This is a genomic window from Vitiosangium sp. GDMCC 1.1324 (assembly GCF_003044305.1).
GTDB lineage: Bacteria > Myxococcota > Myxococcia > Myxococcales > Myxococcaceae > Archangium.
Window position 1 is genome coordinate 355,848 of record NZ_PZOX01000011.1, and the last position, 22,628, is coordinate 378,475.

The following is a 22,628-nucleotide window of genomic DNA, read 5'->3' on the forward strand; positions in this document are numbered from 1 at the left end:
GAACATCCCCAGCGGCCAGCCTATCCCCACTGGGCATGTAGCTGAACCAGCCGGGCCGTGGATGGTGGGTTTCGCGGGAGTTCTCCCTGCGAGGCTCGGTGGGCCTTCTCGCTCGTGGCCGACCAGTCGCTTCAGCACTGCCGTACGCTGTGGGTGTATCCTCCATGGTTATGCACCTGCCCCTTTGGGCCGACGGCGATGCTCCGGTGGTCGTCTCAGGTGTGGAGCGCGGTGGCGGGCGCTCCGAGCAGCGCCTCCTAGCACCAGTTGTCCCTGGCCGCTCCAGCGGTACATGCGTCCATCGCCCGCGAGCACCTAGCAATCACCGAGAGGGTGGTCGGATCGAGGCGAGGGTCGGCGAGGTGGTGTACAGGCGGGCCATTGGATGTATCCGCCGTTTCCAGCGCATAGGAGATTTTGGAGCTCTATTGAGGGTAGGGGGTTGGAGCAGAGAGGCAGAGGAAGGCCGCTGACGGAACACAAGGGCTGTGCGCCATGCCGGTGCCCTCACCGTGCAGTCCCCTTGGGGCACGCGTCGGCCATGGCCCCCTGCCAGCAGGGGCTCCTCTCGGTGAGTGTCAACGGAGTTGTCGCGAGAGCGTGCCCACCGGCTTTGAGGTGCTGGCGGCGCATGCGTCCCTGGCGGCGTACCTGAAGTTCCGAGACGCGCGGGAGGTGGCGAAGTGGGCGTGCGGAGCGTCAGCCGAGCAGGGCCCGCACCACCTCCTCCGCGAGCCGCGTGCCTCGTCCACGCCGCATCAGCAACCGGTAGATCACCGGGGGAAGGCCGCGCACGGAAAGGCGTGCGAGGCCCGGAGTGGCCACCACGTCGTTGATCACCCCCACCCCCACCCCCAAGGCCGCGAGCCGGCAGACCGCCTCCCAGCCGGTCACTTCCGCGGCGATCTCGAGGGTTCGTCCATGGGCCGCGGCGGCGTCCTCCAGGGTGGCGCGCAGGGCGCGGCCGAGCGGAGGCACCAGGAGCCGGTGCTCGAGCAGAGCCCCCACCTCCACCTCTCGTCCCGCCCGCGCCAGAGGGTGCTGCCGGGCAGCCACGGCCAGCATCGAGGCGGTGACGAGCGGCTGCGAGCGCAGCCCCGGGGGGCTGGACGCGGGCCCGGCCACCACCGCCAGGTGCGCCGAGCCGCGCTCCACGGCGGCGACCGCAGCGGGGCCATCCAGCACGAGGAAGGAGAGCACGCCGGTCCGCTCGCGAAGGAGAGGCGCGACGCGCTCGGCCACCACATGCACCAGGGCCCCCTCTCCGCAGGCGAGCACCACCCGCTCCTCCGCCTGCCCCTGTCGCAGCTCCACGCGCAGGGCGCGCTCACGCTCGAGTACGTCACGCGCCCAGGCGACCACGCGCGCTCCATCCGGGGTGAGCTGGAGGCGCCGGCCCCGCCGCTCGTAGAGGGAGGTCTCCAGCGCCCGCGCCACCCCTTGCAGCCGCGCATGCACCGCTGGCTGGGACAGCCCGATGGCGCGCCCCGCGAGCGTCAGATTGCAGCCAGCCTCCGCGAATGCCACCAGGGCGCGAAGCCCATCCGTTTCCATGAGTGCAACTATCCGCTTCTTCGATAGCTGGAGGGAAGTCCCGATTCGTGAGCGGGGACGGGGTCGGCTAGTGTTCCTCCTCGGAAGAAAGGAAGAACGGTCATGGCCAGCTCACGCCGCCCGGAGAAGGAACTCCAGGCACTCGCCAGGAAATCGAAGAAGCTCTCATGGTTGTTGCGCCATGGCGCCCGGGAGGCGGGCCTTGCCATGGACTCCGCGGGCTTTGCCCACATCGGCGAGGTGCTGCGGATGACGGGGCTGTCTCGCGCGGAGCTCGACGAGGTGGTCGCGGAGAACAACAAGTCGCGCTTCGAGGTGCGGGGCAAGCAGGTGCGCGCCGTGCAGGGCCACTCCCTGGAAGGCACCCCCGTGACGCTCGACGGGCTGGAGCGCAGCTGGGACGAGGTGCCCGGAGATGCACCCCTCTACCACGGCACGTCCGTGGTCGCCGCGCGCGCCATCCTCTCCGGGGAGGGCATCCATTCCGCGGCGCGTACCCATGTCCATCTGGCCGCCGCGGTGGACTCGAAGGTGGGCAAGCGCGCCGGTGTGGATGTGCTGCTGGTCATCTCCCCCGCGCGCCTTCGGGCCTCGGGGCTGCGCATCTTCTGCTCACCCAACGGGGTGTTGCTCGCGCGCGCCATCCCCGCCGCCACCATCGTGGACGTGCTCGCGTGCAATGGCCCGGGAAGCTCCGCGCTCGCGGAGCTGAAAAGACGGTTGGGGATGGATGCCGACCCCGCAAGCGGGCTGCTCAGGCGGTGATGACTCCCGAGCATCGTGCGCCGGCCTCACCGCGTGCTTGTCATTGACCCTATGCGTCACGGGGGGCCAGGCGTGTACAACTCCGCCTTCGCGAGCTGATCGCCTCCATCGACGATGCGTCCCCCCGCGACGAGGACCTTGCCGTTGGGCAGCAGCGTCGCCGTGTGGCTTTCGCGAGGCGAGGCCATGAAGTTGGGTGCGCTCCACGTACCCGAGGCCGGGTCGTACACCTCCGCCGTCGACTGGGAACCGTCGATGCCGCCTTGTCCCCCCGCGACGAGGACCTTACCGTCGGACAGCAGCGTCGCCGTGTGGTAGGTGCGAGGTGCGTCCATGGAGCCAGTGGGGCTCCAGGTGCCCGTGGCCGGGTCATAGAGCTCCGCGGCGAGGATGCCACCGCCCCCCGCGACGAGGACCTTGCCGTTGGACAGCAGCGTCGCCGTGTGGTTGTCGCGAGGTGAAGCCATGGAGCCGGTAGGGCTCCAGGTGCCCGTGGCCGGGTCATACACCTCCGCCGTGGTGAGATGGGCGGATTCGCTCCATCCTCCCACGACGAGGACCCTGCCGTCGGGCAGCGGCGTCGCCGCGTGGTTGTGGCGAGGTGTGGCCATGGAACCGGTGGGACTCCAGGTACTCGTGACCGGGTCATACAGCTCCGCGACGGGGGCGCTACTGCCGCCCATGACGAGGACCTTGCCGTTGGGCAGCAGCGCCGCCGTGTGGAAGTCGCGAGGTGAGGCCATGGAGCCGGTAGGGCTCCAGGTGCCCGTGGCCGGGTCATACACCTCCGCGGTCGCGAGGGGCATGCCGTTTCCGGTCGTCGGGTTGGTGCCGATTCCCCCCGCGACGAGGACCTTGCCGTTGAGCAGCAGCGTCGCCGTGTAGCGGGCACGCCCTTCAGACATGGCGCCGGTAGGGCTCCAGGTGCCCGTGGCCGGGTCGTACACCTCCGCTGATTTATAGGAAAGATCAGCACCAGGCTCCCAGATATCTTCATCGACCAATCCCCCGCTGGCGAGGACCTTGCCGTTGGGCAGCAACGTCGCCGTGTGAGCGTGGCGGGTCTGGGTCATGGGGCTCGTCTGGGCCCAACTCCCCAAGGGGACACAGACCGGCAGCCCCGTCACCGCGAAGCTCCGGGTCGCCGTGAGATTGAAGGTATTCCTGACAGTGACGGTGATGGAGGGGGAGGTGCCAGCGCTGACACAGGAGGGGGCTGTCCAGGTGGCACGGCTGCGGGAGTCGTCATCGCGCCACCTGTCCAGCGCGCCTGTATTGGCCTCCCAGAAGATCATGAGGTCAGCGCCCTGCGGGTCGCTGGCAACCACTTCGAAGGTGAGCACCTGGCGCGGGGTGGCCGTGTCCGAGGAGCGGTAGGTGCGGACGATGACGGGATTGAAGTACCGGGGCGGAGGCGTGTTGCTGACGCACAGGGCGACGGTGCCCGTGGTCTGTCCTCCTCGCCCGTCAGAAACAGAGACGATCAGGCGGCAGTTGTTGCAAGCGCCAGCGGGCAGGCGCGTGGGTGTGAACCGAGTGGAACGGGAGGCGGCGTTGCTCCAGGTGCCGGTGCAGGTGGAGCTCCATGCGTAGGAGAGTCTGTCCCCATCCGGGTCGGACGCGGAGACGGAGACCGAGGTCGTCTGCCCGACGGTCAGTTGCGTGGGAGAGGCACCGAGCGAGGCCACCACGGGGGAGCTGTTGAAGGAGATGGACAGCCGCGCCTCGCCCTCGCCTCCGTCCAGGAGGACGTTGACGGCCAGGGAGATGCTGGAGGACAGGCCGCGCGAGTCCGTCACGGTGAGGGTGAGGGTTTGAGAGCCGGTGGAGACGGGCGCCGTCCACGAGGTGGAGGTCGCGGAGGTCGAGGAGAAGGAGCCCGCGGTGGCGCTCCAGGCGTAGGCGAGGGTGTCGCTCGGGTTGACATCATGCGCCGAGGCCACCAGGGAGAGCGAGCCGCCCGGGGCCACGAAGGTGGAGGACGCGATCAGGGAGTCGATGAGCGGGGCCTCGTTCTCGAAGGGGGGCGGGGGGTTGAGTTGCTGGAGGGTGATGGCGACGAGGGTTGTCTGATGGGAGGAGAGGGTGACGTCGGAGGCGGAGCCCTCGAAGAGCAGCGTGCCGGACGCGTCGAAGGCCCGAGCGAGGAAGGAGCGGTGGGGGCCCGCGGGGATGTTGCCGATGATGCCGCCCCACACACCGTTGGAGAGCGCGAGGTCCATGGTCACGGAAGGGATGTCCGCGGCGCTGGAGGTGACGGAGACACGAGAGACGCTGGACGCGAGTGCCTGACGCATGGAGACGGCGAATCGGGCCGAGCCCGTCTCGGAAGAAGAATCATTGCAGCCCACCAGCAGCACCACGGCGATGACTGACATCCATTGAGCGAAAGTCTTTTTCATCGGCCCCCCATGTGTGACTTGCATGCGCAGTCATGAAGCAAGCGGGAGGTTCTGGCCATTGCCCCGAATGGCGCATACGCAGTCTCTTATTGGGCGCTTCCGCGCGGTCAGTGGGTTGGAAGACAGGCCCGTCTCGCATCCTGGCCGGGGCTTCGCGTTCCATCTGGCAGCAGACGCTCTCTCAGTGAAGACCCTGTCGCACTGTACGAGATGGTGTGTCAGGGTCGCTGCTCGGGCACGTCGCTGGCGGCAACCCGGAGAAGCATGCTTCTGACCATCTCCTCTACACTCCCTCCCGCAACGGACCTGGGGTATCTCCTCCACAAGAGTCCGTTCCGTCCGCATGTGTTCGAGCTGCCCTTCGGCTCGGCGCACGTATTCTATCCGGAAGCCACCCACGAGCGGTGCACGGTGGCACTCCTGTTGGAGGTGGACCCGGTCGCCCTGGTGCGTGACCGGCGGGGTCCCTCCGGTGAGGGGCGCGCCCTGGAGCAGTACGTCAACGACCGCCCCTACGTCGCCTCCTCCTTCATGAGCGTGGCCATCGCGCGGGTCCTCGGCGCGGCCTTGTCGGGCCGGAGCAGGGAGCGCCCCGCGCTCGCCGAGCAGCCGCTTCCACTCACCGCGCGCCTCTCCGTCCTCCCCTGTCGCGGAGGCGAGGGGTTCCTGCGGCGGCTCTTCGAGCCCCTTGGCTACACGGTCAGCACCGCGCGTCACTCCCTGGATGAGACGGTCCCCGAGTGGGGGGACAGCCGGTACTTCACCGTCGTCCTCGAGGGCCAGAAGCGGTTGAGTGAGCTGCTCGGCCATCTGTACGTGCTCATCCCGGTTCTCGACGATGACAAGCACTACTGGGTGACGGAGGACGAGGTCGACAAGCTCCTCCGCCACGGCGAGGGGTGGTTGGCGGCACATCCGGAACGGGACGCCATCACCCGGCGCTATCTCCGCCACCAGCGGAGCCTGGCTCGGGAGGCCCTGGCCCGTCTGGTGTCCGAGGAGACCGAGGCTTCGGAGGAGCGCGAGGCCACCCGGAACGAAGAGGAGGCGGTGCTGGAGCAGCGCATCAGCCTCGACGAGCAGCGCCGGGAGGCGGTCGTCGCGGCCCTGAAGCAGGGTGGGGTGACACGGGTGGTGGACATGGGCTGTGGGGAAGGGAAGCTCCTCAAGGCTCTCTTGAAGGAGCGGCAGTTCACCGAGCTCATCGGCATGGACGTGTCCATCCGCTCGCTCGAGCTGGCGAAGGATCGCCTGGACCTGGAGCGACTCCCGGACCTTCAGAGGCAGCGCATCAAGCTCCTGCATGGCTCGCTCATGTACCGGGACAAGCGCCTGGCAGGCTTCGACGCGGCCACGGTCGTCGAGGTCATCGAGCACCTCGACTCGCCGCGGCTGGCCGCCTTCGAGCGAGTCCTCTTCGAGTGGGCACGGCCTGGGATGGTGGTGCTCACCACGCCCAATGCCGAGTTCAACGTGCGTTTCGAGGGGTTGCCAGCGGGACGGTTCCGCCACAAGGACCACCGGTTCGAGTGGACCCGGGCGGAGTTCGAGTCCTGGGGGCGTGGCGTGGCCGGGCGGTTCGGTTACGGGGTGCGCTTCGCCCCGGTGGGTGTGGTGGATGCAGCGGTTGGCGCGCCAACCCAGATGGCGGTGTTCTCGCGATGAAGATCTCCATTCCCGAGCTCTCGCTCGTCCTGCTCGTGGGCCCCTCGGGCTCCGGCAAGTCCACCTTCGCGCGCCAGCACTTCGCGCCGACGGAGATCCTCTCCTCCGACACGTGCCGGGGGCTCGTCTCGGACAACGAGAACGATCAGGACGCCACCAGGGACGCCTTCGAGGTCCTCCGCTACATCGCGGCCAAACGTCTGGCGCGAGGCCGGTTGACGGTCATCGACGCGACGAACGTGCAGCCGGAGGCGCGCAAGCCATTGGTGGAGCTCGCTCGGGAGTACCACGTGCTCCCGGTGGCCATCGTGCTCGATGTCCCCGAGAAGATGTGTCACGACCGCAACCGCCAACGTCCCGGCCGGGACTTCGGTCCCCATGTGGTTCGCGGTCAACTCCAACAGCTGCACCGGTCGTTGCGCGGGATGGAACGCGAGGGTTTCCGGCACCTCCACATCCTGAAGCCCGAGCAGCTGGAGTCCGTGCGGATCGAGCGGCAGCCCCTGTGGAACAACCGCAAGCAGGACCACGGGCCCTTCGACATCATCGGAGACATACATGGCTGCCTGGACGAGCTGGTGCGGCTGCTCACCCGCCTGGGTTACACGGTGTCGCACGACGCGGTCCGGCCGCCCGAGGGTCGCAAGGCCGTCTTCCTGGGGGACCTCGTGGATCGCGGTCCAGACATCCCTGGGGTCCTGCGGTTGGTGATGGGAATGGTGAGGGCCGGCACGGCGCTGTGCGTCCCGGGGAACCATGAAATCAAGCTGATGCGGAAGCTCCGGGGGCGAGACGTGAAGGTCTCGCACGGGCTCGCGCAGTCGCTCGAACAACTCGAACGCGAGACACCCGAGTTCCGCCGCGAGGTGGCCGATTTCATCGACGGCCTCGTCTCGCACTACGTACTGGATGAGGGACGGCTGGTCGTCGCCCACGCGGGCCTCAAGGAGTCCATGCAGGGCCGTGGCTCGGGGAAGGTGCGCGACTTCACCCTGTACGGTGAGACCACGGGCGAGACGGACGAGTACGGGCTGCCGGTGCGGCACAACTGGGCGGCGGAGTACCGGGGGAAGGCCATGGTGGTCTACGGCCACACGTCCGTGCCCGAGGCCGAGTGGTTGAACAACACCCTCTGCGTGGACACCGGGTGCGTGTACGGCGGCAAGCTGACGGCGCTGCGCTATCCGGAGAAGGAGCTGGTGTCGGTTCCCGCCGCACGCGTCTACTGCGAGCCCACCAGGCCGCTCATCGCGGCACCGGCGGGGCCCGAGCTCACGGCGCAGCAACAGCAGGATGACCTCCTCGACATCGAGGACGTGCTGGGCAAGCGCATCGTGACCACGCGCCTGCACCACCACATCACCATCCGCGAGGAGAACGCGACGGCGGCGCTGGAGGCGATGAGCCGGTTCGCCACCAACCCCAAGTGGCTCATCTACCTGCCGCCCACCATGTCTCCCTCGGAGACGAGCCAGGCCCCGGGGTTGCTGGAGCACCCAGCGGAGGCCTTCGCCTACTACCGCAAGGACGGCGTGGAGAAGGTCGTCTGCGAGGAGAAGCACATGGGCTCGCGGGCCGTCGTCGTGGTGTGCCGCGACGCACAGGTGGCCCAGCGGAGGTTCGGCGTCACCGGGAACGAGAGTGGGGTCTGCTACACCCGCACCGGACGACGCTTCTTCTCCGACGAGGCGCTCGAGGCCGCGTTCCTGGAGCGCCTCCGGGGAGCGCTCGACAAGTCGGGCTTCTGGGAGGAGCACCAGACGGACTGGGCGTGCCTCGATTGCGAGCTCATGCCGTGGTCGCTCAAGGCCCAGGAACTGCTCCGGGAGCAGTACGCGGCGGTCGGCACGGCGGCTCGCGCGTCCCTGTCCGAGGCAATCGCCGTGGTCGGTCAGGCCGCCGGAGCGGGCCTGGAGGTCTCCGGGCTCGAGCGGAAGCTTCGTGCAAGGGCGGAGGGAGTCGGCCGTTACGTCGACGCCTACCGGCGCTACTGCTGGCCGGTGCGCTCGCTGGAGGACCTGCGGCTCGCTCCGTTCCACCTCCTCGCGACGGAGGGCGCGGTCCATGTGGACAAGGACCACGTGTGGCACATGGAGACGCTCGCGAAGGTGTGCCGGGCGGACGAGCGGCTCCTTCTCGCGACGAGCTACCGTGTCGTCGAGCTCGGTGACGAGCGGGCGGTCGAGGCGGGCTGCCGCTGGTGGGAGGAGCTCACGTCCCGAGGAGGGGAGGGCATGGTGGTGAAGCCCCTGGCCTTCACGGCGCGTGGGCGCAAGGGGTTGCTCCAGCCATCCATCAAATGCCGGGGACCGGACTACCTGCGCATCATCTACGGGCCGGAGTACTCCGTCCCGGAGAACCTCGAGCGCCTGCGGCAGCGAGGACTTTCGATGAAGCGCTCCCTGGCCCTGCGCGAGCTGGCCCTCGGAGTGGAGGCGCTCGAACGCTTCGTCCGGAAGGAGCCGCTCCGGAAGGTCCACGAGTGTGTCTTCGCGGTCCTCGCGCTAGAAAGCGAGCCGGTGGACCCACGGCTCTAAGAGGTGCCAGCCGGGGACGCATCTCAGGGAACGAACGGCGCGCCGCGGAAGAAGGTCGCGTCGTTCACGAATGAGAACCTGGAGCTAGCGGTCGGCGATGTCGGCGCTCTGCAGGTACGGGGACGCTTCGACAATCGCTGCCGCGGTCCAGCCCCTGTTGTTTCCGTGGCCGTTCTTGTCGCAATCACCGTCAGTGTGGACGCCCAGCAGGTGGCCTTGACGGTTGAGCACACCCGCGCCGGAGCTCCCGACCAGCGTGTCCAGGTCCGTGTAGTAGACGAGCTGGTTACATGAATCCAGGTACCCGCCTTCGGCGATGACTTTGTGCCGGCCCCGGGGATGCTGGATGATTGCCAACCGCTCACTGGCCCGGGTCGTCAGCAAGACCGGAGTGACCTCGGGAAGCACGTCGAGCTGGATGAGCGCATAGTCGGGCTCGAGCGCTTGCTCGATGACAACGCCCTCGGTCACCAGTGGGTCGCCGTCGGGCGCGTCCTCGAAGTTGAAGACCAGCAGCGATCGGTCCCCAAGCCCGACACAGTGGCCCGCCGTCAACACCACCGGTCCCGCGCTCGCTTCAATCAGCGTTCCGGTGCAGCGTCCGTCGATCAGGACGACTGCGTCTTCCGTGTCCTGGACGACGTCCGCGAACTCGCCCTGATAGCTGTTGATGGGGGTGAAATCCTCGGTCGGGCCGCACTGCGAGAGGCCGCTCACCTCCGGCCTCTGCCGCGCAGGAACCCCTGCTCCCGTCGGATTCCCGCAGACCGGGGGATCGACCTGGGGAGTCGCGGGCTCCTTGGGTCCACAGGCCGCAACGCCCAGGAGGAGGGTGCCCGCGAGGAGCGGGCCCCACGGAGTCATGAATGGTCCAGGGGGCTGTCTCTTCATCTCTCAGTAGAGGTAGTCCAGCGCCGTCTTGTCGGAGGTGCTCCACTCGCCGGTCTCGGACGATCGGAAGCAGGAGTTCATGATCGACCCGCCCACCTTGGCCGTGCTCGGCGTCCCGGGGATGAGGATGGCGCCCACGTTGGAGGCTCCCTCATTGGTGGCGGTGCCGCCGCAGCTGATGGACCGATCGTAGTAGTCCGAGTGGCGGAAGCCTATCGTGTGGCCAATCTCGTGGGTGATGACGTGCTCGTTCACGTCCGTGCTGTAGCTCTGCAGCCCGGTGCCGATGTTGATGGTGCCGTAGGGCTTGCCGCCCTTGGGGAAGCCAGAGGAGCCGCCGGCGCCGGTCGTGGTCTTCGCGCTGATGGTCGCGTCGCAGTCGGAGGCCGAGCCCCGCACCAGGGTGAAGGCGAGATTCAGGCTGTTGTAGTTGTCGATGGCCAGGTCGAGGCCCGCGCTGAGCTGGCTGTAGGTGTTGAACGTGGCGGTGGGAACCACGCAGATCTTCTTCACGCTGCTGGTGTCGACGAGGTTGGTCGTCCGGTACTGCTCCGCGGTCTGCTTGCCGGTCTGGAGCATCTCGCGGGACGCCTCGAGGGTCACGTGAGCGTCGCGTCCCACGTACACGGCATCCTCGTGGACCATGATGTCGTCGGCTGGGAACCCGGCCTCGAGCAGGTTGGAGATGATCTCCTGGTTCTCGGCCTGCGGATCGACACCGCAGCCAACGAGGGCAACACCGGCCAGCAACGCCATGGACAGCTTACGCATGGGGGCTCCTTTTCGAGGGACCACAAGGGTTGGACGCTGCCGCCTATGAGCAACCCATGGGCCAGCACTCAGGAGTATCAGAAAACAAGAACTTAGTTGGCAATGCCCGATTACTCATGGAGCACGGATGTTCCCGCCTCCTGGGACTTCTTGTAAAGAGTCCTGACGTTTTCGGGTGAATCACCTGTTGGCTCGAGGGGTTGGCGCATGACACCTGGAGCGTCTGGGTTTCGGACGGTGTGCCCATGAATCGGACAGCGGGCCCGCACCCCGGGTGTCAGGGGAGCCACACTGCCGCTGATGAAGCGGGTGCCGAGGTGCTGCCCACCTCCGGCGTCTTCGGATTCCAGCGAACCGGAGGAGCCCGCGGGCACCGCGGTTCCACAGGCCGCAATGCCCGGGAGTACGGTGCCCGCGAGAATCGAGCCCCACGGATTCATGGAACCGGGGGCTCAAGCGCCAGCTCTCAGTAGAGGTAGTTCAGCGCGGTGATGTCGGAGCTGGTCCACTCACCGGTCTCGGTGGAGCGGAAGCAGGAGTTCATGATGGAGCCGCCCACCGTGGCCGTGCTCGGGGTGCCGGGGATGAGGTTGGCGCCCACGCCCGCGGTGCCCTCGTTGGTGGCGGTGCCGCCGCAGCTGATGGCGCGGTTGTAGTAGTCCGAGTGACGGAAGCCGATGGTGTGGCCGATCTCGTGGGTGATGACGTGCTCGTTCACGTCAACGCTGTAGCTCTGCAGGCCGGTGCCGATGTTGGCGGTGCCGTAGGGCTTGCCGCCCGAGGGGAAGCCCGAGGAGCCGCCGGTGCCGCTCGTGGTCTGCACGGTGATGTTCGCGGTGCAGCCGGTGCCCCCGCGCTGGAAGGTGATGCGCAGGCCCAGCTGGTTGTAGTTCTGGATGGCCAGATCGAGACCCGCGCTCAGCTGGCTGTAGCTGTTGAACGTGGCGGTGGGGTTGAGGCAGATCTTCGTCACGCCGGTGCCGACGAGATTGGTAGTGCTGTACTGCTCGTGGCCCGTGTGGCCCTGGATCATCTCGCGGGAGGCCTCGAGGGTCACGTGAGCGTCGTTGCCCACGTACACGAGGTCATCGACGACCTTGATGTCGTCGGCCGGATAGCCGGCCTCGACCAGGTTGTTGACGATCTCCTGGTTCTCGGCCTGGGGGTCGACACCGCAGCCAACGAGGGCAACACCAGCCAGCAACGCCATGGAAAGCTTGCGCATGGGGGCTTCCTTTGTGGGGGACTACAGGGGTTGGACGAGGCCGCCGGGAATTTCCCGCCGCGACCGCGCGCCCCTTCCCATGAGCAACCCTCGGGCCAACACCTGGAAGTCCCAGAAAACAAGAACTTAGTTGGCAATACAGGATTAGCCATGGAGCACGGATGTACCTGCTCTCCTTGGACTTCTTGTAAAGAGTCCTGACGTTTCCGGGTGAATCGTCCGTTGGCTCAAAGGGTTGCGTGCATGACATCAGGACCGTCCGAGTCTCGGACGGTGTGCTCACCAATCGGACAGCGGGCCCACGCCCTGGGTGTCAGGGGGCCCCACACCACGGGCCTTCCAGTGGAGAGCAGGCCGGGTTCGAGACCCAGGCGTCAATCCTCCGTGAGGGTACGGAACACAGCTGGCAATTCCTGGCTGCCCAGGCCCGCGCTGACGGCCCGCTTGTAGTTGTCGAGCAACTCTTTCGGAAAGCGCGCGCTGATGCGGGCGTCCTTGCTCAGCCGGACGATGTGCTCGATTGCCGCGACGTGGGTATTGAGACTGCACTGGTCGCCAGAAAAGTTGTTGCTTTCGATCATTCCCTGCGCGGCGTCGGCGGTGACGGAAACCAAACCGAGGAAGGAGTTCTTGTGGGCGAAGAAGGTTTTCGGATCAAGACCTTCCGCCTTGCACATCGCCGCGGCGTGGAGGAATGCCAGAGAGCTCCCGTAGTAGGCCTCGAGAATCGCGCAGTCGATCGTCGCGGCGGACCCGATCTTTTCGTCGACGTAGATCGAATTCTTGGCGATCGCCTGGAGGGTTTCGAGGTGCCGGTCGAAGACGGAGCGCGACCCGGCGTAGAAGACCGTGGCGTAATCGGTGGCTACAAAACTCGGGTAGGCGAGTATCGCGGCGTCCAGGTAGTCCACGCCGTTCGCCCTCGCCCACTCCAGCCCCGAGCGAGCGTCCGCGGGTGAGCCGCTGGTGAGCTGAACGAGCGTCGTTCCGGCAAGTGCCGGGGCGACGCCCTCCGAAGAGAACAGTTCAAAGCAGGCGGCGTAGTTGGACAAGGAGACGACGACCAGCGCCCGTCCCGATACGGCCTCGAGCAGATTCTCAAACGCGATGGTGCCACCGCCCACGGCTCTTGCTTTGCTTGGGGTCCTATTCCAGACCGCAACGTCATGACCCGCCGCTGCGAAGGCGCGCGCCAGTGCGCTTCCCATGAGGCCACTGCCGATCACCGCTATTTTCGTGGGATGCCTGGGGGCCATGTTCGATCTCCCTTGGTTGCTGGCTTTTCGGTGTGTGAGCCTTGGAGCAGAGCACGAAGTGCATGAGTTCCGCACCGGATTCGTGATGAACACGAATACAACGGCTGCAGATGCTCACATTCGTCGGGCTGTCATGGGACGCGCTCTTCCGCGCGAGATGGTCGTCATCATGCCCGTGGACAGGTCCGCCGTTCAAGCCATCGCGGGCTCGCAGGGTTCTCGGCGGGTGGAGAAGGAGCCCGACGTCTCGGGCTCCCAGCACCTCATCGCGCACTCACGTTGGCGCGACACGTGGCGCAGTCATCCGCTCCTCGCGGAGGAGCACTAATCCGGACAGGCGACGCAGTGCCCGTACATGTCCCAGCACATGTCCACCGCGCAGGGCGCCTTGTCGGACCGGGAAGATGCCACCGCCGCCGTGCCACCACCCAGCAGGCCAGCGAGGAACACGGCCACCACCAACAGGTTCTTCTTCGTCATGGAGGGACTCCCAGGGATTGATTGCCAGCCACCGGAGGCTGGAGTTCCAGCACACCGCGTGCGAGCGTTCTGTGTCAACAAGTGAAGGCCCCGGGCGGCGAGACGACCGCGCGGGGATGGCAGCGCCGGAAAATTCGCGCGTAGCGCAGCCCGACAACAGTCGCGGGGGCGGTATGGCCCCGAGGGCAGTCGCTTCGTCGAGCGACCGCCTCGGGTGGTGGCCCCGCTCAAGCAGCAGGGCGCCGTGTCGGAGTACCGGGAGAATCACCCTCCCGGCAATGACGACCAGTTTCGGTGGGACGGCTCACGAGGAGGCAACCCAGCGGAAGATGGCCGGGCTGCCGCGGAGGTTGCCCCCCATGTCCTGCCATCCAGACCATTGGTAGCCGTCCCACTGTTTATGCTGGAGGCGGCCGTTGAGGTCCACGGCCATGACGCTGATGGAGTGGCCTCGATACGACACGACCGCGGGCTCGCCGGTGAAGGGACCACCGAGATCGAGCCAATCCGTGAGCGAAGGGCCCCATGACGCACCGTCCCACCACTTCGACTTCATGCGTCCGTCTTGACCGAGCGCGAAGAGGGTGAATTTGTCACGCCCCCAGACAGCGACGTGCACGGGACCGGCGAGCGCACCGCCGAGATCCTGCCACCCCGTCGCCGACGGCAACCACTCGGAGCCGTTCCAGTGCTTGGAGTACAGGTGCCCGTCCGTGCCGACCGCGAAGACGTTGATGTATTTTCCTCCCCACGTCACCAGTGTGGGGGCATGCGCAAAGCTGCCGCCCATGTCCATCCAACCCGTGGGATTCCAAGCACCATCGAACCACCTGTAGAGGATATTGCCCGCCGTACCGCGCACCGCGACGCTCAGACGGATTCCCTCCCAGACGATCGCGGAAGGATCGCTCGCGACGGAACCGCCGAGGTCCACCCAGCCCGTCCATGCGCTTCCGTCCCAGGCCTTCCGGTAGAGGTGGTTGTCGGTTCCTCGTGCGAACAGGTCGAGCCGGTCCCGTCCCCAACCCACCGCCGCCGGCCGCCCCTGGAAGGACGAGCCGAAATTGCTCCAACTGCTCCAGGCAGCTCCCGTGAAAGACCGATAAAAGAATGACCCCGTCGCGGTGATCGCCATGGCCGCGAGACGATTCGGGCCCCACTGCACCCCTGTGGGCGGATGGTTTCCGAAACCGCTGCCGGTGTCCTCCCACGTGGTCGAGGACGGCAGCCAGTTCTGCCCGTCGAAGCTCTTGTTGTAGAAGTGTCCGTCCTGACCGATCGCCATCGCGTTCAACCGGAAGACGACGCCCTGGTGATGGAGCACGTTACGGAACAGCGCTGCCAGCGTGTCGTCGGCGTGGAGCGCTTGTCCCACGGCAATCGAGCCGGCCGAGAACACGCGGCCACCATTCGGCTTCTGCCAGTCGATGATCTCGCTGATCACGTTGTTCGAGGAGCCGACCCAGTTGCATTCATAGTCGAACCGGCCCTGACTGCCGCGTCCCTCGGCGAGCACCACCGGCGTATAGTCGGAAGGGATCGCGGGGGTATTGCTTCCCGGGATCTGTTGGAGACGTACGTCCCATTCGTGTCCGACGGCGATCGCTCCACCGAGCTGGGTCCCCGCACTCACCGGGAGCTGCTCGGGGCTCTGGAAGTAGGTATGGGTTGGGTTCGTCACCGCGTACGGGACGTGCGGTCCATCGTAGCCCACACACTCGAGCCCGAGCACCTTCCACCCGGGATGTCCGGCCTCGCGCATCAGCCCGCCGCGCTGATGATCATGCTCGTGATAGAGTTCGCCCCACTTCGCGTTGCCGAACCCACCGACCTCCGTGGGGTACTTCCGGCACTCGATCACCGAGCCATCGTAGCTGACACGCCAGAACATCGTGTTGCCCGAGGCCATGATCACCTTGCCGCCGCTCGCGAGATAATCCGCGACGGCCTGGTACGCGCCCACCGACCAATACTCGCTGTGACCAAGGATGAACAACGTCCGGTATTGCCCGAGCACGCTTGGATTCAGGTGCAGATCCTGATCGCTGATGACGTCGTAATCGATGCCGTTCTGCTCGAGCCATACATGCGTGAAGCGCTCAGCGCGCACGAGATGGCTGTAATCGTACTCCGGGGCGGACCACCGTTGATAGGGATCCGCGCTCGTCCAAGGCATGTCGATACCTTGAGAGTAGGTCGGCTGCCCCGCGGCGTGGGCGGCGTAGAAGCTGAAGAGCCCGAGTGGCTGGTTGTACGCGTGCCAGGTGTTCGTCGCGCACAGGACGAGGACGGGGGCGGGAGCACGGTTCGTCGCGCGGCGGACGACGAAGGTGACGTCGTAAAGACGCGTCCCCGCTTCGTCGGAAATCCGGCCGACGTAGATACCCGGCGGACACTCGGACGGGATGGTATAGGAATGGCTGATCGGCCAGGCGCAATCGTAGAGATCCGAAGACGACAACCGCAGCGCGTGACCGCGCGTGGGATCCGTGTCGGGATTGTAGGGCCCGAAACGCGGCACAGCCTCCGCGTTGAAACTGGGCCCACCGATCATCCAGGTGCCGCGGTTGACGATCAACCCCGGCCGAACGTAGCCGCTCGCGTCCCGGACGCTCACACCGGTCTCTTCGTCGAGCGGCCAGCAACCGAGCATCTGGCCACCCATGGGAATCGTGGGCGGAGCGCTCCTTCCCGCGTTCGCGCGCGCCGAGACCTCCTGGGCGGAGAGCGCGCGGCTGTAGATGACCGGCATCGCCAGATCGCCGTCGAGGAAATTCGCTGTACCGCTGCTGTCGCCGTAAGCACCGAGGCGAAGCGGCGCTACTCCGGGAGAGAGGGTCGCCGGAAAGCCGCTCGCGCTATCGACCTCGACGCCGTTGACGTAGAGCCGCACCGTGCCCGCATCGAAAACGGCGACGAGGTGATGCCACTGTTGCACGTCGAGCGCGTCCGGCCCGGCTCTCAACCACGAACCGTTGTGAGCCCCTCCGTTCCCGAAGTAGTAGTACGGGTAGCCGTCGCCGCTGATGAACAGCCCATATCCGCACGTGTCCGGGTAGGAATATTGAGAGATCACGCCCTGCCATGCATGGCGGAAGGGACGGACCCACGCCTCGAGCGTGAGCTGACTCAATGACGCGGTTGGCGCGAGCGCATTCTCGACATGGATGTACGAGCCCGGGCGGATCGTCATCGTCCGAGGCTCCGCCAGTTGATCCGTCAGGGATTGCACCACCCAGTCGCGCGAAGGCGTCTCGGTGTCCCATCCGAGGCGCACGATTGAGAGTTGATAGGGAACCGTGCTGTGAATCCTGAAATCGATCGTGCCACCAGCGGCGACGCTCTTTTGCGCGTACGCTTCAACAGCACCCGGAATCGCTACCGTGCGATTGGCCACGGCCGCGATCGATGCCGAGGTGGCGGTCTGGCCTTTACCTTCCGTTCCATATCCAAGCGCGCTCGTGAGCGCGAGCCCACCGAGTCCGCGAAGCACATCGCGTCGATTCAATTCATTTGCCATTTGACAGTGCTCCTACCACAAGAAAGCAGTAACGGAAAACAGAGCAACAGCATGCACCTTGGGTCAGGAGCACGCGTGCCGACCCGTAGCCGTTCACGGGTATCGGTCCGACTCACCTCGGTCTCGGCCTGGGTAGGCGTGTAGCGGGGCATCAGCAAGCGGCGTACCAGCACGACGAACGGACTGGGCTCGCGGCGCCCGCGGATTCTGTCCCTGAGACGCAGACCGACGGTGCGCTGGAACGCCTCAGCGCTGGGAGGTTGCGTAGTGCCGTAACGCCGATGCGTGTTGAGGACACGCATCGGCGCGGGCGCCCGCTCCTGACCGCCAGCGGCGCTCAGGAGCCCATCATGCGCCGCTCGGCGGCGCGTTTGAGCCGTGCCAGCGAGTCCGCGGGACCCGCGACCAGTTCGCGCGCCAGGAGCTTCTCGAGCAGTCTGCCCCTCCACCCGGGAGGGAACGTGAAGTCTCAGTTGTAGGTCACCCGGCAGCGCCGGGGTCCGAGCGGGGTGATTCGGAGCACCTCGTGGTTCGCCACGCCGAACGGAAGCCGGACGTCGAGCACGACCTCCTCCTTGGGGACGAGCCGGAGGACGTCGAACACCACCTTCAGCCGGTGCCCGGGACCCGCACCGAGAATCAGGCGATCTCCGGCCACGAGCGGCCGCTCCGGCCCATTCAGCAATCTCGCGTCCACCCATTCCTCGTACAGGCGCGGTGTGGTGAGCAGCTCCCAGATGTGTTCGGCGGAGGCCTCGAAGATGTCCGTGGGGCAGGTCTGAAAAGACATGGAGTATCTCCTCTCTCCCTCCGGCGGCACGGAGAGATGGCAGTCGGGTGCCTGTGATGAAACCATGATGAAGCGCGGAGCCTGGCATGCGGCGGCATGCAGGTCGCATCGGGATGATGGCTCTCGTCCCGATGTGCGAGATAGCCCCAACGATGAAGTATGTCCTCCGCAGTACCGACACCGAGGAGGAGCGCTTCTCCACCTTCTCGGTGGACGTGGACAGCGCGTCCTACACGCTGGCGTGCGGCTACCTGGAGCGGGGAGCACTGCCCGACGAGCAGGCCGTTCGGGTCGAGGAGTTCGTCAACAGCTTCGACTACGGTTACCAGATCGAGGGCGGTATCAACCGCGTCATCCTGTGCTCGGACGGCGTCGCCAACAACGGCATCACCTCCGCGGACGGAATCTTTGAGCGGGTGCGCGCACAGGCCGCGAGGGGCATCACCCTCACCATCGTCGGCCCTTGAGCATCCTGCGGCCCGACTACGGCCGCGCGGCTCCTCCCTCGCGCCTGTCCTATGTAGCGGCCGCCTTCGCCGAGAAGTTGCGGGGCTCCTACTGGGTCCGCCCGCTCACCTGGGCCCAGTTCCACGCGCTGTGGGAGGAGATCGGCGAGCCCCTGCGCGACCGGCAGGACGTGAAGGAGCTCGGAGCCCTCGTCCGCCAGGCCCAGGCGCTCGACCGGCGCACGAACCGCTTCGAGCAGCTCGCCCCGGTGAGCACCATGGATTTCGATCGGGTCCCGGCCATCAAATAGACCACTCACGTCCAGACCGGCGTCACTGGCGGTTCTGCATCTGCTGGCGCATGGCTTCGTGCCGGCGCTGGTGCTCCTCGCGCTCTTGCGTGATGAGCTCCCGGGCGCGCGCCTTCTGAGTGTCGCTCAGGAGCTTCTCCGCCTCCTGATAGGCCGCGTCGTCGTTGGCTCGCAGTTCGGTGACGATGGGCTGCACCTGCTGCATCCGCTCGCGCATCGCCTCGGAGTCGGGCGGCGGCCCGTTCATCCTTTCCGTGCCGCTGGGAGGCGGCCCCGGCGGGTGCGGCGGCCTCAGTGCCTCCAGCTTCTCCACGAGCGGTGCGTCCTTCTGCTCCAGCGCCGCCTGCAGCGCTTCCACCTGTGCTACCTGCTCGGCCGTGAGGGCCAGCGCCTGCTGGTTCTTCAGTAGCAGCTCCAGAGACGAGGGCGGCTTGCCCATGCCTCGTCCGGGGCCATGTGGGCCCTGTGCGCCCGCCAGCAGCGGGATGGCCAGGACCAGGATGAACGGCATCATCTTGAGAGACATGTTCTTCCTCCTGTTTGCGTCCCGGGTGGGCCTGCCTTCCTGCATCTGCCTTGCAGGTTCCCTGACGCGTCAGGGTCCAAGATGTCCACGCCCCATGTCCCGTGGATGACTCCCGTATTTCGGTATGTGTTGGAGCACCCGCCTGCTGCGGCGCGTCGTTGGAGGGCTCCACGGGTAAGTGCGCGTCCTGCTTGGGGTTTTTCGAAATTTCGCCAGGATGGAAGGGTGCCTCCGTAGAGAGGTGGAGAGGCGTAGGAGAGAAGGCTTGACGGGGATGTCGCTGCTGCAGGACCGAGCAATCCTGGACGCATTCCGGAGGGGCGAGAAGACCGTCCTGACCCAGGTGTATTTGAGGTGCTCGGACGAGGTGGCGCGCTTCCTGGCGGGTGGAGTCGGTGTGCGCCTGGGGAGTGGTCCGCAGCGAGCGCGACTGCGCCCACTGGATGTCGAGGCCGCGCACCAGGAGACGTTCATCCGCGCTTTCCGCCCCGAAGCCCGGCTGGCCTACGATGGCCTTCGCCCCTACCTGCCCTATCTCTTGCGGATCGCGCACTCGACAGCGGTCGACCTGCTGCGCTCGGCGGGGAAGATTTCCCGGGAGGCCATCCCGCTGGAGGAAGCCCCCGAGCTCTTCCAGGTCCCCGACGAGGCTCCATCCCCTGAACGGGATGCGCTCGACAGCGAGTTGCGGGCCGTGGTCAGGAAGTTCCTGGACAGGTTGTCGCCCAACGAGCGGGCCCTGGCGCAGCTTCGCTTCATGGAGGGACTCTCCCAGGAGCTCGTCGCCGAGCGGCTTTCGTTCACACGTTACGAGGTGCGCACGTGCGAGCGCCACCTGCGTGACTCCCTGGAGCGCCACCTGCGTGGAAGCGGGTGGCTGGACGCCGAGGCGCCACGCGCCTCCTCTCCGTCGAGGTGAGCACCGATGTGGACCCTTTTCTCCCGACACCCGGATGCCCACATCCCCGAGCTGCTGGCCGGCACGCTCGAGGCGCGTGTCCGCTCGCGCGTCCTGCGCCACCTCCACCGGTGCCCTCGATGCGAGGCAAGGTACGAGCGGCTCGTGCACGCGGAGCGGATGCTCGCGCATGATCATCGGGATGCCCTGGCGCCGAGCGAGCTCTCACTCCTGAGAGAGAGCCACCTCGCCGCGGCCCTGGCCTCCGCCGAGCCTCTGCCAGGTCCACGCCGAGGGCTCTGGTTGGGGCTGGCGGGCACACTGGCCGCCGGAGCCGTGGCGGTGACGCTGTTCCTCCAGCCCCAGGAGGAGGTCTGGACAGCGCGCGGGAGCGGCCAGCCCCAGGCTGTCCTCCGCGTCTTCTGTGCGCGGCCATCGGGCGAGCTCGTCGAGCTCCGGGGTGCATCCTCCTGCCCTCGGGATGGCCAGCTTGCCTTCGCGGTGAGCGCCGAAGCCCGTCCCATGCAGGTCATGGTCTCCGTCCGGGGCGAAGGTCTCGACTTCACACGAGGCCCTTTCCCCGTGGATGCGCCTCCAGGACGCGAAGCCCCACTGAAGCTCACGCTACCCCTCGACAGCGTTGTCGGGGCTCGAGTCGAGGTGGTGGCGAGCTTTGCCCCGCTCGCGGAACAAGCCAGGGCTGGCTTGCGTGGTGCGAGTCCGGACGGGGTGGTACTCCGGAAGCAGGTCCCCGTCTCGTCCTCCCGGTAGCGTGCTATAGGTCCGAGCCATGACGTGGCGTGGATTGCTCGGCGCGACGGTGCTCATGGTGCTGGCCGCAGCGGGCACCGCCTCCGCGGGAGAGCCGGTCCGCCGGGCGCTCGTGGTGGCCTACAATGGCTCGGAAAATCCTCAGCGCCCTCCGCTTCGGTACGCGGATGACGATGGCCTCCTCTGGGCGGAGGCGCTGAGCCGGCTCGGCTTCGAGACGAGGTTGCTGACCCTTCCGGATGCCGACACGGCCCGGCGGCGCTCGCCCTTCCTCGGCCGCGCCCAACCCCCGACGAGCGCGGCGTTGAGCGCTGCCGTCTCGCTCATTGCCAAGGCCAATCGCGCGGACCGCGCCGCTGGGCGCTCGACGGATGTGATGGTGGTGTACGTGGGGCACGGCGACGTAGGGGAAGACGGCCGTGCCTACCTCACGCTGCTCGATCGGGAGCTCGACCAGACCGCCCTGTACGCGGAGGTCATTGATTCGCTGGAGGCGGACTTCATCCACCTGCTGGTCGACGCCTGTCATGCCTCGGGTGTGGTGGGGAGCCGGGGAGATGAGGACCCGAAGGTCCTCCGTCAGCTCCAGGGCCTGCTCGATCGCGAGCAATTCGCTCGTCGCCCCAACGTCGGAGTGGCCTTCGCCGAGAGTGACACGGGTCAGACGCACGAGTGGTCGCAATGGCGCGCGGGCGTCTTCAGCCACCTGGTCCGCTCGGCGTTGCTCGGTGGAGCGGACATCAACGGGGATGGGCAGATCGAATACAGCGAGCTGCAAGCCTTTGTCGCGGCCGCCATGGCGGGGCTCGAGAACCTCCCCTCCAAACTGAGCGTCCACACCTTGCCACCCGCTCAGGATCCACGACGCCCCCTCACTTCCCAGACACGCTCGGGTCCGGTCCTGGAGCTTCCTCCCACCCACCCGGCGCTGCGGCTGTCCATCGAGGATGAAGTGGGGACGCGGATGCTGGATGTGCACCGCGCCGCCGGCGAGCACTTGCGGCTCGCGTTGCCCCCGCGGGAGAGCTACTGGATTCGGACTCCAGACGGTGAAGCACACATCACGCAGGAGGCGCTTGAAAGAGGACTCCCCGCGCTGAAGCCCCTGGAGCTCTCGGTGCGTGGACCCGTGGCCGAGAACTATCGCCACGGGTTGTTTCGCGTGCCCTTTGGCCGCGCCTTCTATGAAGGCTTCGCCACCTCCAGCGGAATCGTCCCGGTGGAGTTCCCTTCACCCGCCGCGGAGGCGCCGCTCGTCCCCGTCCAGGCGAGCCGGGAAGTGGCACCCCGGGAGGCTCATCGCTGGGAGCTCGGCACCACCGTGAGCCGTCCCTCCCTGGGGGCCAACGGACTGGCCGTAGGCGTCACGGGAGCCTGGCGCTCTTCCTCGTTTCCCTGGCGCTATGGAGCCCAGGTGTCCTACGGGGTGGCGCCTGGGGTCTGGCTCAATGGAGGGACGCTGCACCGCGTCTCCGTGCTTGCGACGGTGGGGTTGGAGTCGGCCGAGTCCGTGAGCGCCACCGCCGAGGTGGGCGCGGGGTGGGCCATGCTGGGAATCACAGCGCCATGGGGTGACCAGGCGGACCTCGCCGTGCTCGCGGGACGCGCGGCCGCGGGCATCCGGTTCGACTTCCAGGGCATCACCTGGCGGGCCCAGGCCCATGTGCTGGCGGATTGGGCCAGGCGGGATGGGGTACGGCACTGGAACCTGGCCCCTGGCGTGACGTTGGCTGTCGCGGTCGGAAAATAAAGTTCGCCAGCCTGATTCCCCGGCTCCGTAGTCGAAGATGTGTACAGCTCATGTTCTCGCGGCGTCCCGC

The 22,628-nt window shown here is 66.9% G+C and carries 19 protein-coding genes; 9 read left to right on the forward strand and 10 right to left on the reverse strand.

Features of this window, described 5'->3' with window-relative positions; genetic code table 11:
* Positions 1-699: 699 nt before the first annotated feature.
* Positions 700-1,554 (reverse strand): LysR family transcriptional regulator, encoded by an 855-nt coding sequence (locus DAT35_RS30510; RefSeq protein WP_108071504.1) that lies wholly within the window; start codon positions 1,552-1,554, stop codon positions 700-702.
* 102 nt (positions 1,555-1,656) lie between these two features.
* On the opposite strand from DAT35_RS30510, the gene DAT35_RS30515 reads away from it, so the two are divergent.
* Complete coding sequence (locus DAT35_RS30515; RefSeq protein ID WP_108071506.1) at positions 1,657-2,319, forward strand: RNA 2'-phosphotransferase; 663 nt, start codon at positions 1,657-1,659, stop codon at positions 2,317-2,319.
* Positions 2,320-2,375: 56 nt separating this feature from the next.
* Here DAT35_RS30515 and DAT35_RS30520 read toward each other — a convergent pair whose 3' ends face one another.
* Complete coding sequence (locus DAT35_RS30520) at positions 2,376-4,697, reverse strand: kelch repeat-containing protein (protein ID WP_233261808.1); 2,322 nt, start codon at positions 4,695-4,697, stop codon at positions 2,376-2,378.
* Positions 4,698-4,985: 288 nt separating this feature from the next.
* Between DAT35_RS30520 and DAT35_RS30525 the strand changes: the two genes are divergently transcribed.
* Positions 4,986-6,386 (forward strand): 3' terminal RNA ribose 2'-O-methyltransferase Hen1, encoded by a 1,401-nt coding sequence (locus tag DAT35_RS30525; RefSeq protein WP_108071510.1) that lies wholly within the window; start codon positions 4,986-4,988, stop codon positions 6,384-6,386.
* A complete protein-coding gene (locus DAT35_RS30530) occupies positions 6,383-8,923 on the forward strand; it encodes a polynucleotide kinase-phosphatase (RefSeq protein WP_108071512.1) in 2,541 nt (846 codons plus the stop codon). Before DAT35_RS30525 ends, DAT35_RS30530 begins: the two co-directional genes overlap by 4 nt.
* An 84-nt stretch (positions 8,924-9,007) precedes the next feature.
* Here DAT35_RS30530 and DAT35_RS30535 read toward each other — a convergent pair whose 3' ends face one another.
* The 4 genes from DAT35_RS30535 to DAT35_RS30550 form a co-directional block, all read right to left on the reverse strand.
* Positions 9,008-9,640, reverse strand: coding sequence for a serine protease (locus tag DAT35_RS30535; protein ID WP_233261809.1), 633 nt, complete (start codon positions 9,638-9,640; stop codon positions 9,008-9,010).
* Positions 9,641-9,817: 177 nt separating this feature from the next.
* Positions 9,818-10,585: a zinc-dependent metalloprotease gene (locus tag DAT35_RS30540; RefSeq protein ID WP_108071516.1), complete on the reverse strand. Its 768-nt coding sequence runs from the start codon at positions 10,583-10,585 to the stop codon at positions 9,818-9,820.
* Positions 10,586-11,051: 466 nt separating this feature from the next.
* Positions 11,052-11,810, reverse strand: a complete 759-nt coding sequence (locus tag DAT35_RS30545; RefSeq protein ID WP_108071518.1) for a zinc-dependent metalloprotease — start codon at positions 11,808-11,810, stop codon at positions 11,052-11,054.
* A 374-nt stretch (positions 11,811-12,184) separates the two neighbouring features.
* Complete coding sequence (locus DAT35_RS30550) at positions 12,185-13,066, reverse strand: NAD(P)-dependent oxidoreductase (protein WP_108071520.1); 882 nt, start codon at positions 13,064-13,066, stop codon at positions 12,185-12,187.
* A gap of 133 nt (positions 13,067-13,199) precedes the next feature.
* On the opposite strand from DAT35_RS30550, the gene DAT35_RS58345 reads away from it, so the two are divergent.
* The gene (locus DAT35_RS58345; protein ID WP_146209955.1) at positions 13,200-13,394 is read left to right on the forward strand and encodes a hypothetical protein; all 195 of its coding nucleotides are present in this window, start codon (positions 13,200-13,202) and stop codon (positions 13,392-13,394) included.
* Here DAT35_RS58345 and DAT35_RS59230 read toward each other — a convergent pair.
* From DAT35_RS59230 to DAT35_RS30565, 3 genes are all read right to left on the reverse strand, one after another.
* The gene (locus DAT35_RS59230; RefSeq protein ID WP_158501957.1) at positions 13,391-13,546 is read right to left on the reverse strand and encodes a hypothetical protein; all 156 of its coding nucleotides are present in this window, start codon (positions 13,544-13,546) and stop codon (positions 13,391-13,393) included. The genes DAT35_RS58345 and DAT35_RS59230 overlap by 4 nt on opposite strands.
* Positions 13,547-13,850: 304 nt before the next feature.
* Entirely contained in the window at positions 13,851-17,066 is a 3,216-nt protein-coding gene (locus DAT35_RS30560) for a N,N-dimethylformamidase beta subunit family domain-containing protein (protein ID WP_108071524.1), read from the reverse strand.
* A 469-nt stretch (positions 17,067-17,535) separates the two neighbouring features.
* Positions 17,536-17,856: a hypothetical protein gene (locus tag DAT35_RS30565; protein WP_108071526.1), complete on the reverse strand. Its 321-nt coding sequence runs from the start codon at positions 17,854-17,856 to the stop codon at positions 17,536-17,538.
* Positions 17,857-18,008: 152 nt separating this feature from the next.
* Between DAT35_RS30565 and DAT35_RS61070 the strand changes: the two genes are divergently transcribed.
* The gene (locus tag DAT35_RS61070) at positions 18,009-18,323 is read left to right on the forward strand and encodes a von Willebrand factor type A domain-containing protein (RefSeq protein WP_233261810.1); all 315 of its coding nucleotides are present in this window, start codon (positions 18,009-18,011) and stop codon (positions 18,321-18,323) included.
* Positions 18,320-18,613 (forward strand): hypothetical protein, encoded by a 294-nt coding sequence (locus DAT35_RS61075; RefSeq protein ID WP_233261811.1) that lies wholly within the window; start codon positions 18,320-18,322, stop codon positions 18,611-18,613. The genes DAT35_RS61070 and DAT35_RS61075 overlap by 4 nt, the downstream gene beginning before the upstream one ends.
* 22 nt (positions 18,614-18,635) lie before the next feature.
* On the opposite strand, the gene DAT35_RS30575 is transcribed toward DAT35_RS61075, so the two are convergent.
* Positions 18,636-19,139: a hypothetical protein gene (locus tag DAT35_RS30575; RefSeq protein ID WP_233261812.1), complete on the reverse strand. Its 504-nt coding sequence runs from the start codon at positions 19,137-19,139 to the stop codon at positions 18,636-18,638.
* A gap of 274 nt (positions 19,140-19,413) precedes the next feature.
* Here DAT35_RS30575 and DAT35_RS30580 point away from each other — a divergent pair, with 274 nt between their 5' ends.
* The 3 genes from DAT35_RS30580 to DAT35_RS30590 are packed head-to-tail and all read left to right on the forward strand — an operon-like array spanning position 19,414 to position 22,558.
* The gene (locus DAT35_RS30580; RefSeq protein ID WP_233261818.1) at positions 19,414-20,058 is read left to right on the forward strand and encodes an RNA polymerase sigma factor; all 645 of its coding nucleotides are present in this window, start codon (positions 19,414-19,416) and stop codon (positions 20,056-20,058) included.
* Between the two features lie 6 nt (positions 20,059-20,064).
* Positions 20,065-20,808 (forward strand): zf-HC2 domain-containing protein, encoded by a 744-nt coding sequence (locus DAT35_RS30585; RefSeq protein WP_108071530.1) that lies wholly within the window; start codon positions 20,065-20,067, stop codon positions 20,806-20,808.
* A 19-nt stretch (positions 20,809-20,827) separates the two neighbouring features.
* Positions 20,828-22,558 carry a caspase family protein gene (locus DAT35_RS30590; protein WP_108071532.1) on the forward strand — a complete coding sequence of 577 codons (1,731 nt, stop codon included), beginning with the start codon at positions 20,828-20,830 and terminating at the stop codon, positions 22,556-22,558.
* Positions 22,559-22,628 lie beyond the last annotated feature (70 nt).

Excerpts from the sequence above, each read along its gene's own strand:
- DAT35_RS30510 (WP_108071504.1), bottom strand. The coding sequence starts at position 1,554 with ATGGAAACGGATGGGCTTCGCGCCCTGGTGGCATTCGCGGAGGCTGGC.
- DAT35_RS30585 (WP_108071530.1), top strand. The coding sequence starts at position 20,065 with ATGTGGACCCTTTTCTCCCGACACCCGGATGCCCACATCCCCGAGCTG.
- DAT35_RS30575 (WP_233261812.1), bottom strand. The coding sequence starts at position 19,139 with ATGTCTCTCAAGATGATGCCGTTCATCCTGGTCCTGGCCATCCCGCTG.
- DAT35_RS30530 (WP_108071512.1), top strand. The coding sequence starts at position 6,383 with ATGAAGATCTCCATTCCCGAGCTCTCGCTCGTCCTGCTCGTGGGCCCC.
- DAT35_RS30580 (WP_233261818.1), top strand. The coding sequence starts at position 19,414 with ATGTCGCTGCTGCAGGACCGAGCAATCCTGGACGCATTCCGGAGGGGC.
- DAT35_RS59230 (WP_158501957.1), bottom strand. The coding sequence starts at position 13,546 with ATGACGAAGAAGAACCTGTTGGTGGTGGCCGTGTTCCTCGCTGGCCTG.
- DAT35_RS30545 (WP_108071518.1), bottom strand. The coding sequence starts at position 11,810 with ATGCGCAAGCTTTCCATGGCGTTGCTGGCTGGTGTTGCCCTCGTTGGC.
- DAT35_RS61070 (WP_233261810.1), top strand. The coding sequence starts at position 18,009 with ATGAAGTATGTCCTCCGCAGTACCGACACCGAGGAGGAGCGCTTCTCC.
- DAT35_RS30565 (WP_108071526.1), bottom strand. The coding sequence starts at position 17,856 with ATGTCTTTTCAGACCTGCCCCACGGACATCTTCGAGGCCTCCGCCGAA.
- DAT35_RS30590 (WP_108071532.1), top strand. The coding sequence starts at position 20,828 with ATGACGTGGCGTGGATTGCTCGGCGCGACGGTGCTCATGGTGCTGGCC.
- DAT35_RS30520 (WP_233261808.1), bottom strand. The coding sequence starts at position 4,697 with ATGTCAGTCATCGCCGTGGTGCTGCTGGTGGGCTGCAATGATTCTTCT.
- DAT35_RS30525 (WP_108071510.1), top strand. The coding sequence starts at position 4,986 with ATGCTTCTGACCATCTCCTCTACACTCCCTCCCGCAACGGACCTGGGG.
- DAT35_RS30560 (WP_108071524.1), bottom strand. The coding sequence starts at position 17,066 with ATGGCAAATGAATTGAATCGACGCGATGTGCTTCGCGGACTCGGTGGG.
- DAT35_RS30540 (WP_108071516.1), bottom strand. The coding sequence starts at position 10,585 with ATGCGTAAGCTGTCCATGGCGTTGCTGGCCGGTGTTGCCCTCGTTGGC.
- DAT35_RS30515 (WP_108071506.1), top strand. The coding sequence starts at position 1,657 with ATGGCCAGCTCACGCCGCCCGGAGAAGGAACTCCAGGCACTCGCCAGG.
- DAT35_RS58345 (WP_146209955.1), top strand. The coding sequence starts at position 13,200 with ATGGGACGCGCTCTTCCGCGCGAGATGGTCGTCATCATGCCCGTGGAC.
- DAT35_RS30550 (WP_108071520.1), bottom strand. The coding sequence starts at position 13,066 with ATGGCCCCCAGGCATCCCACGAAAATAGCGGTGATCGGCAGTGGCCTC.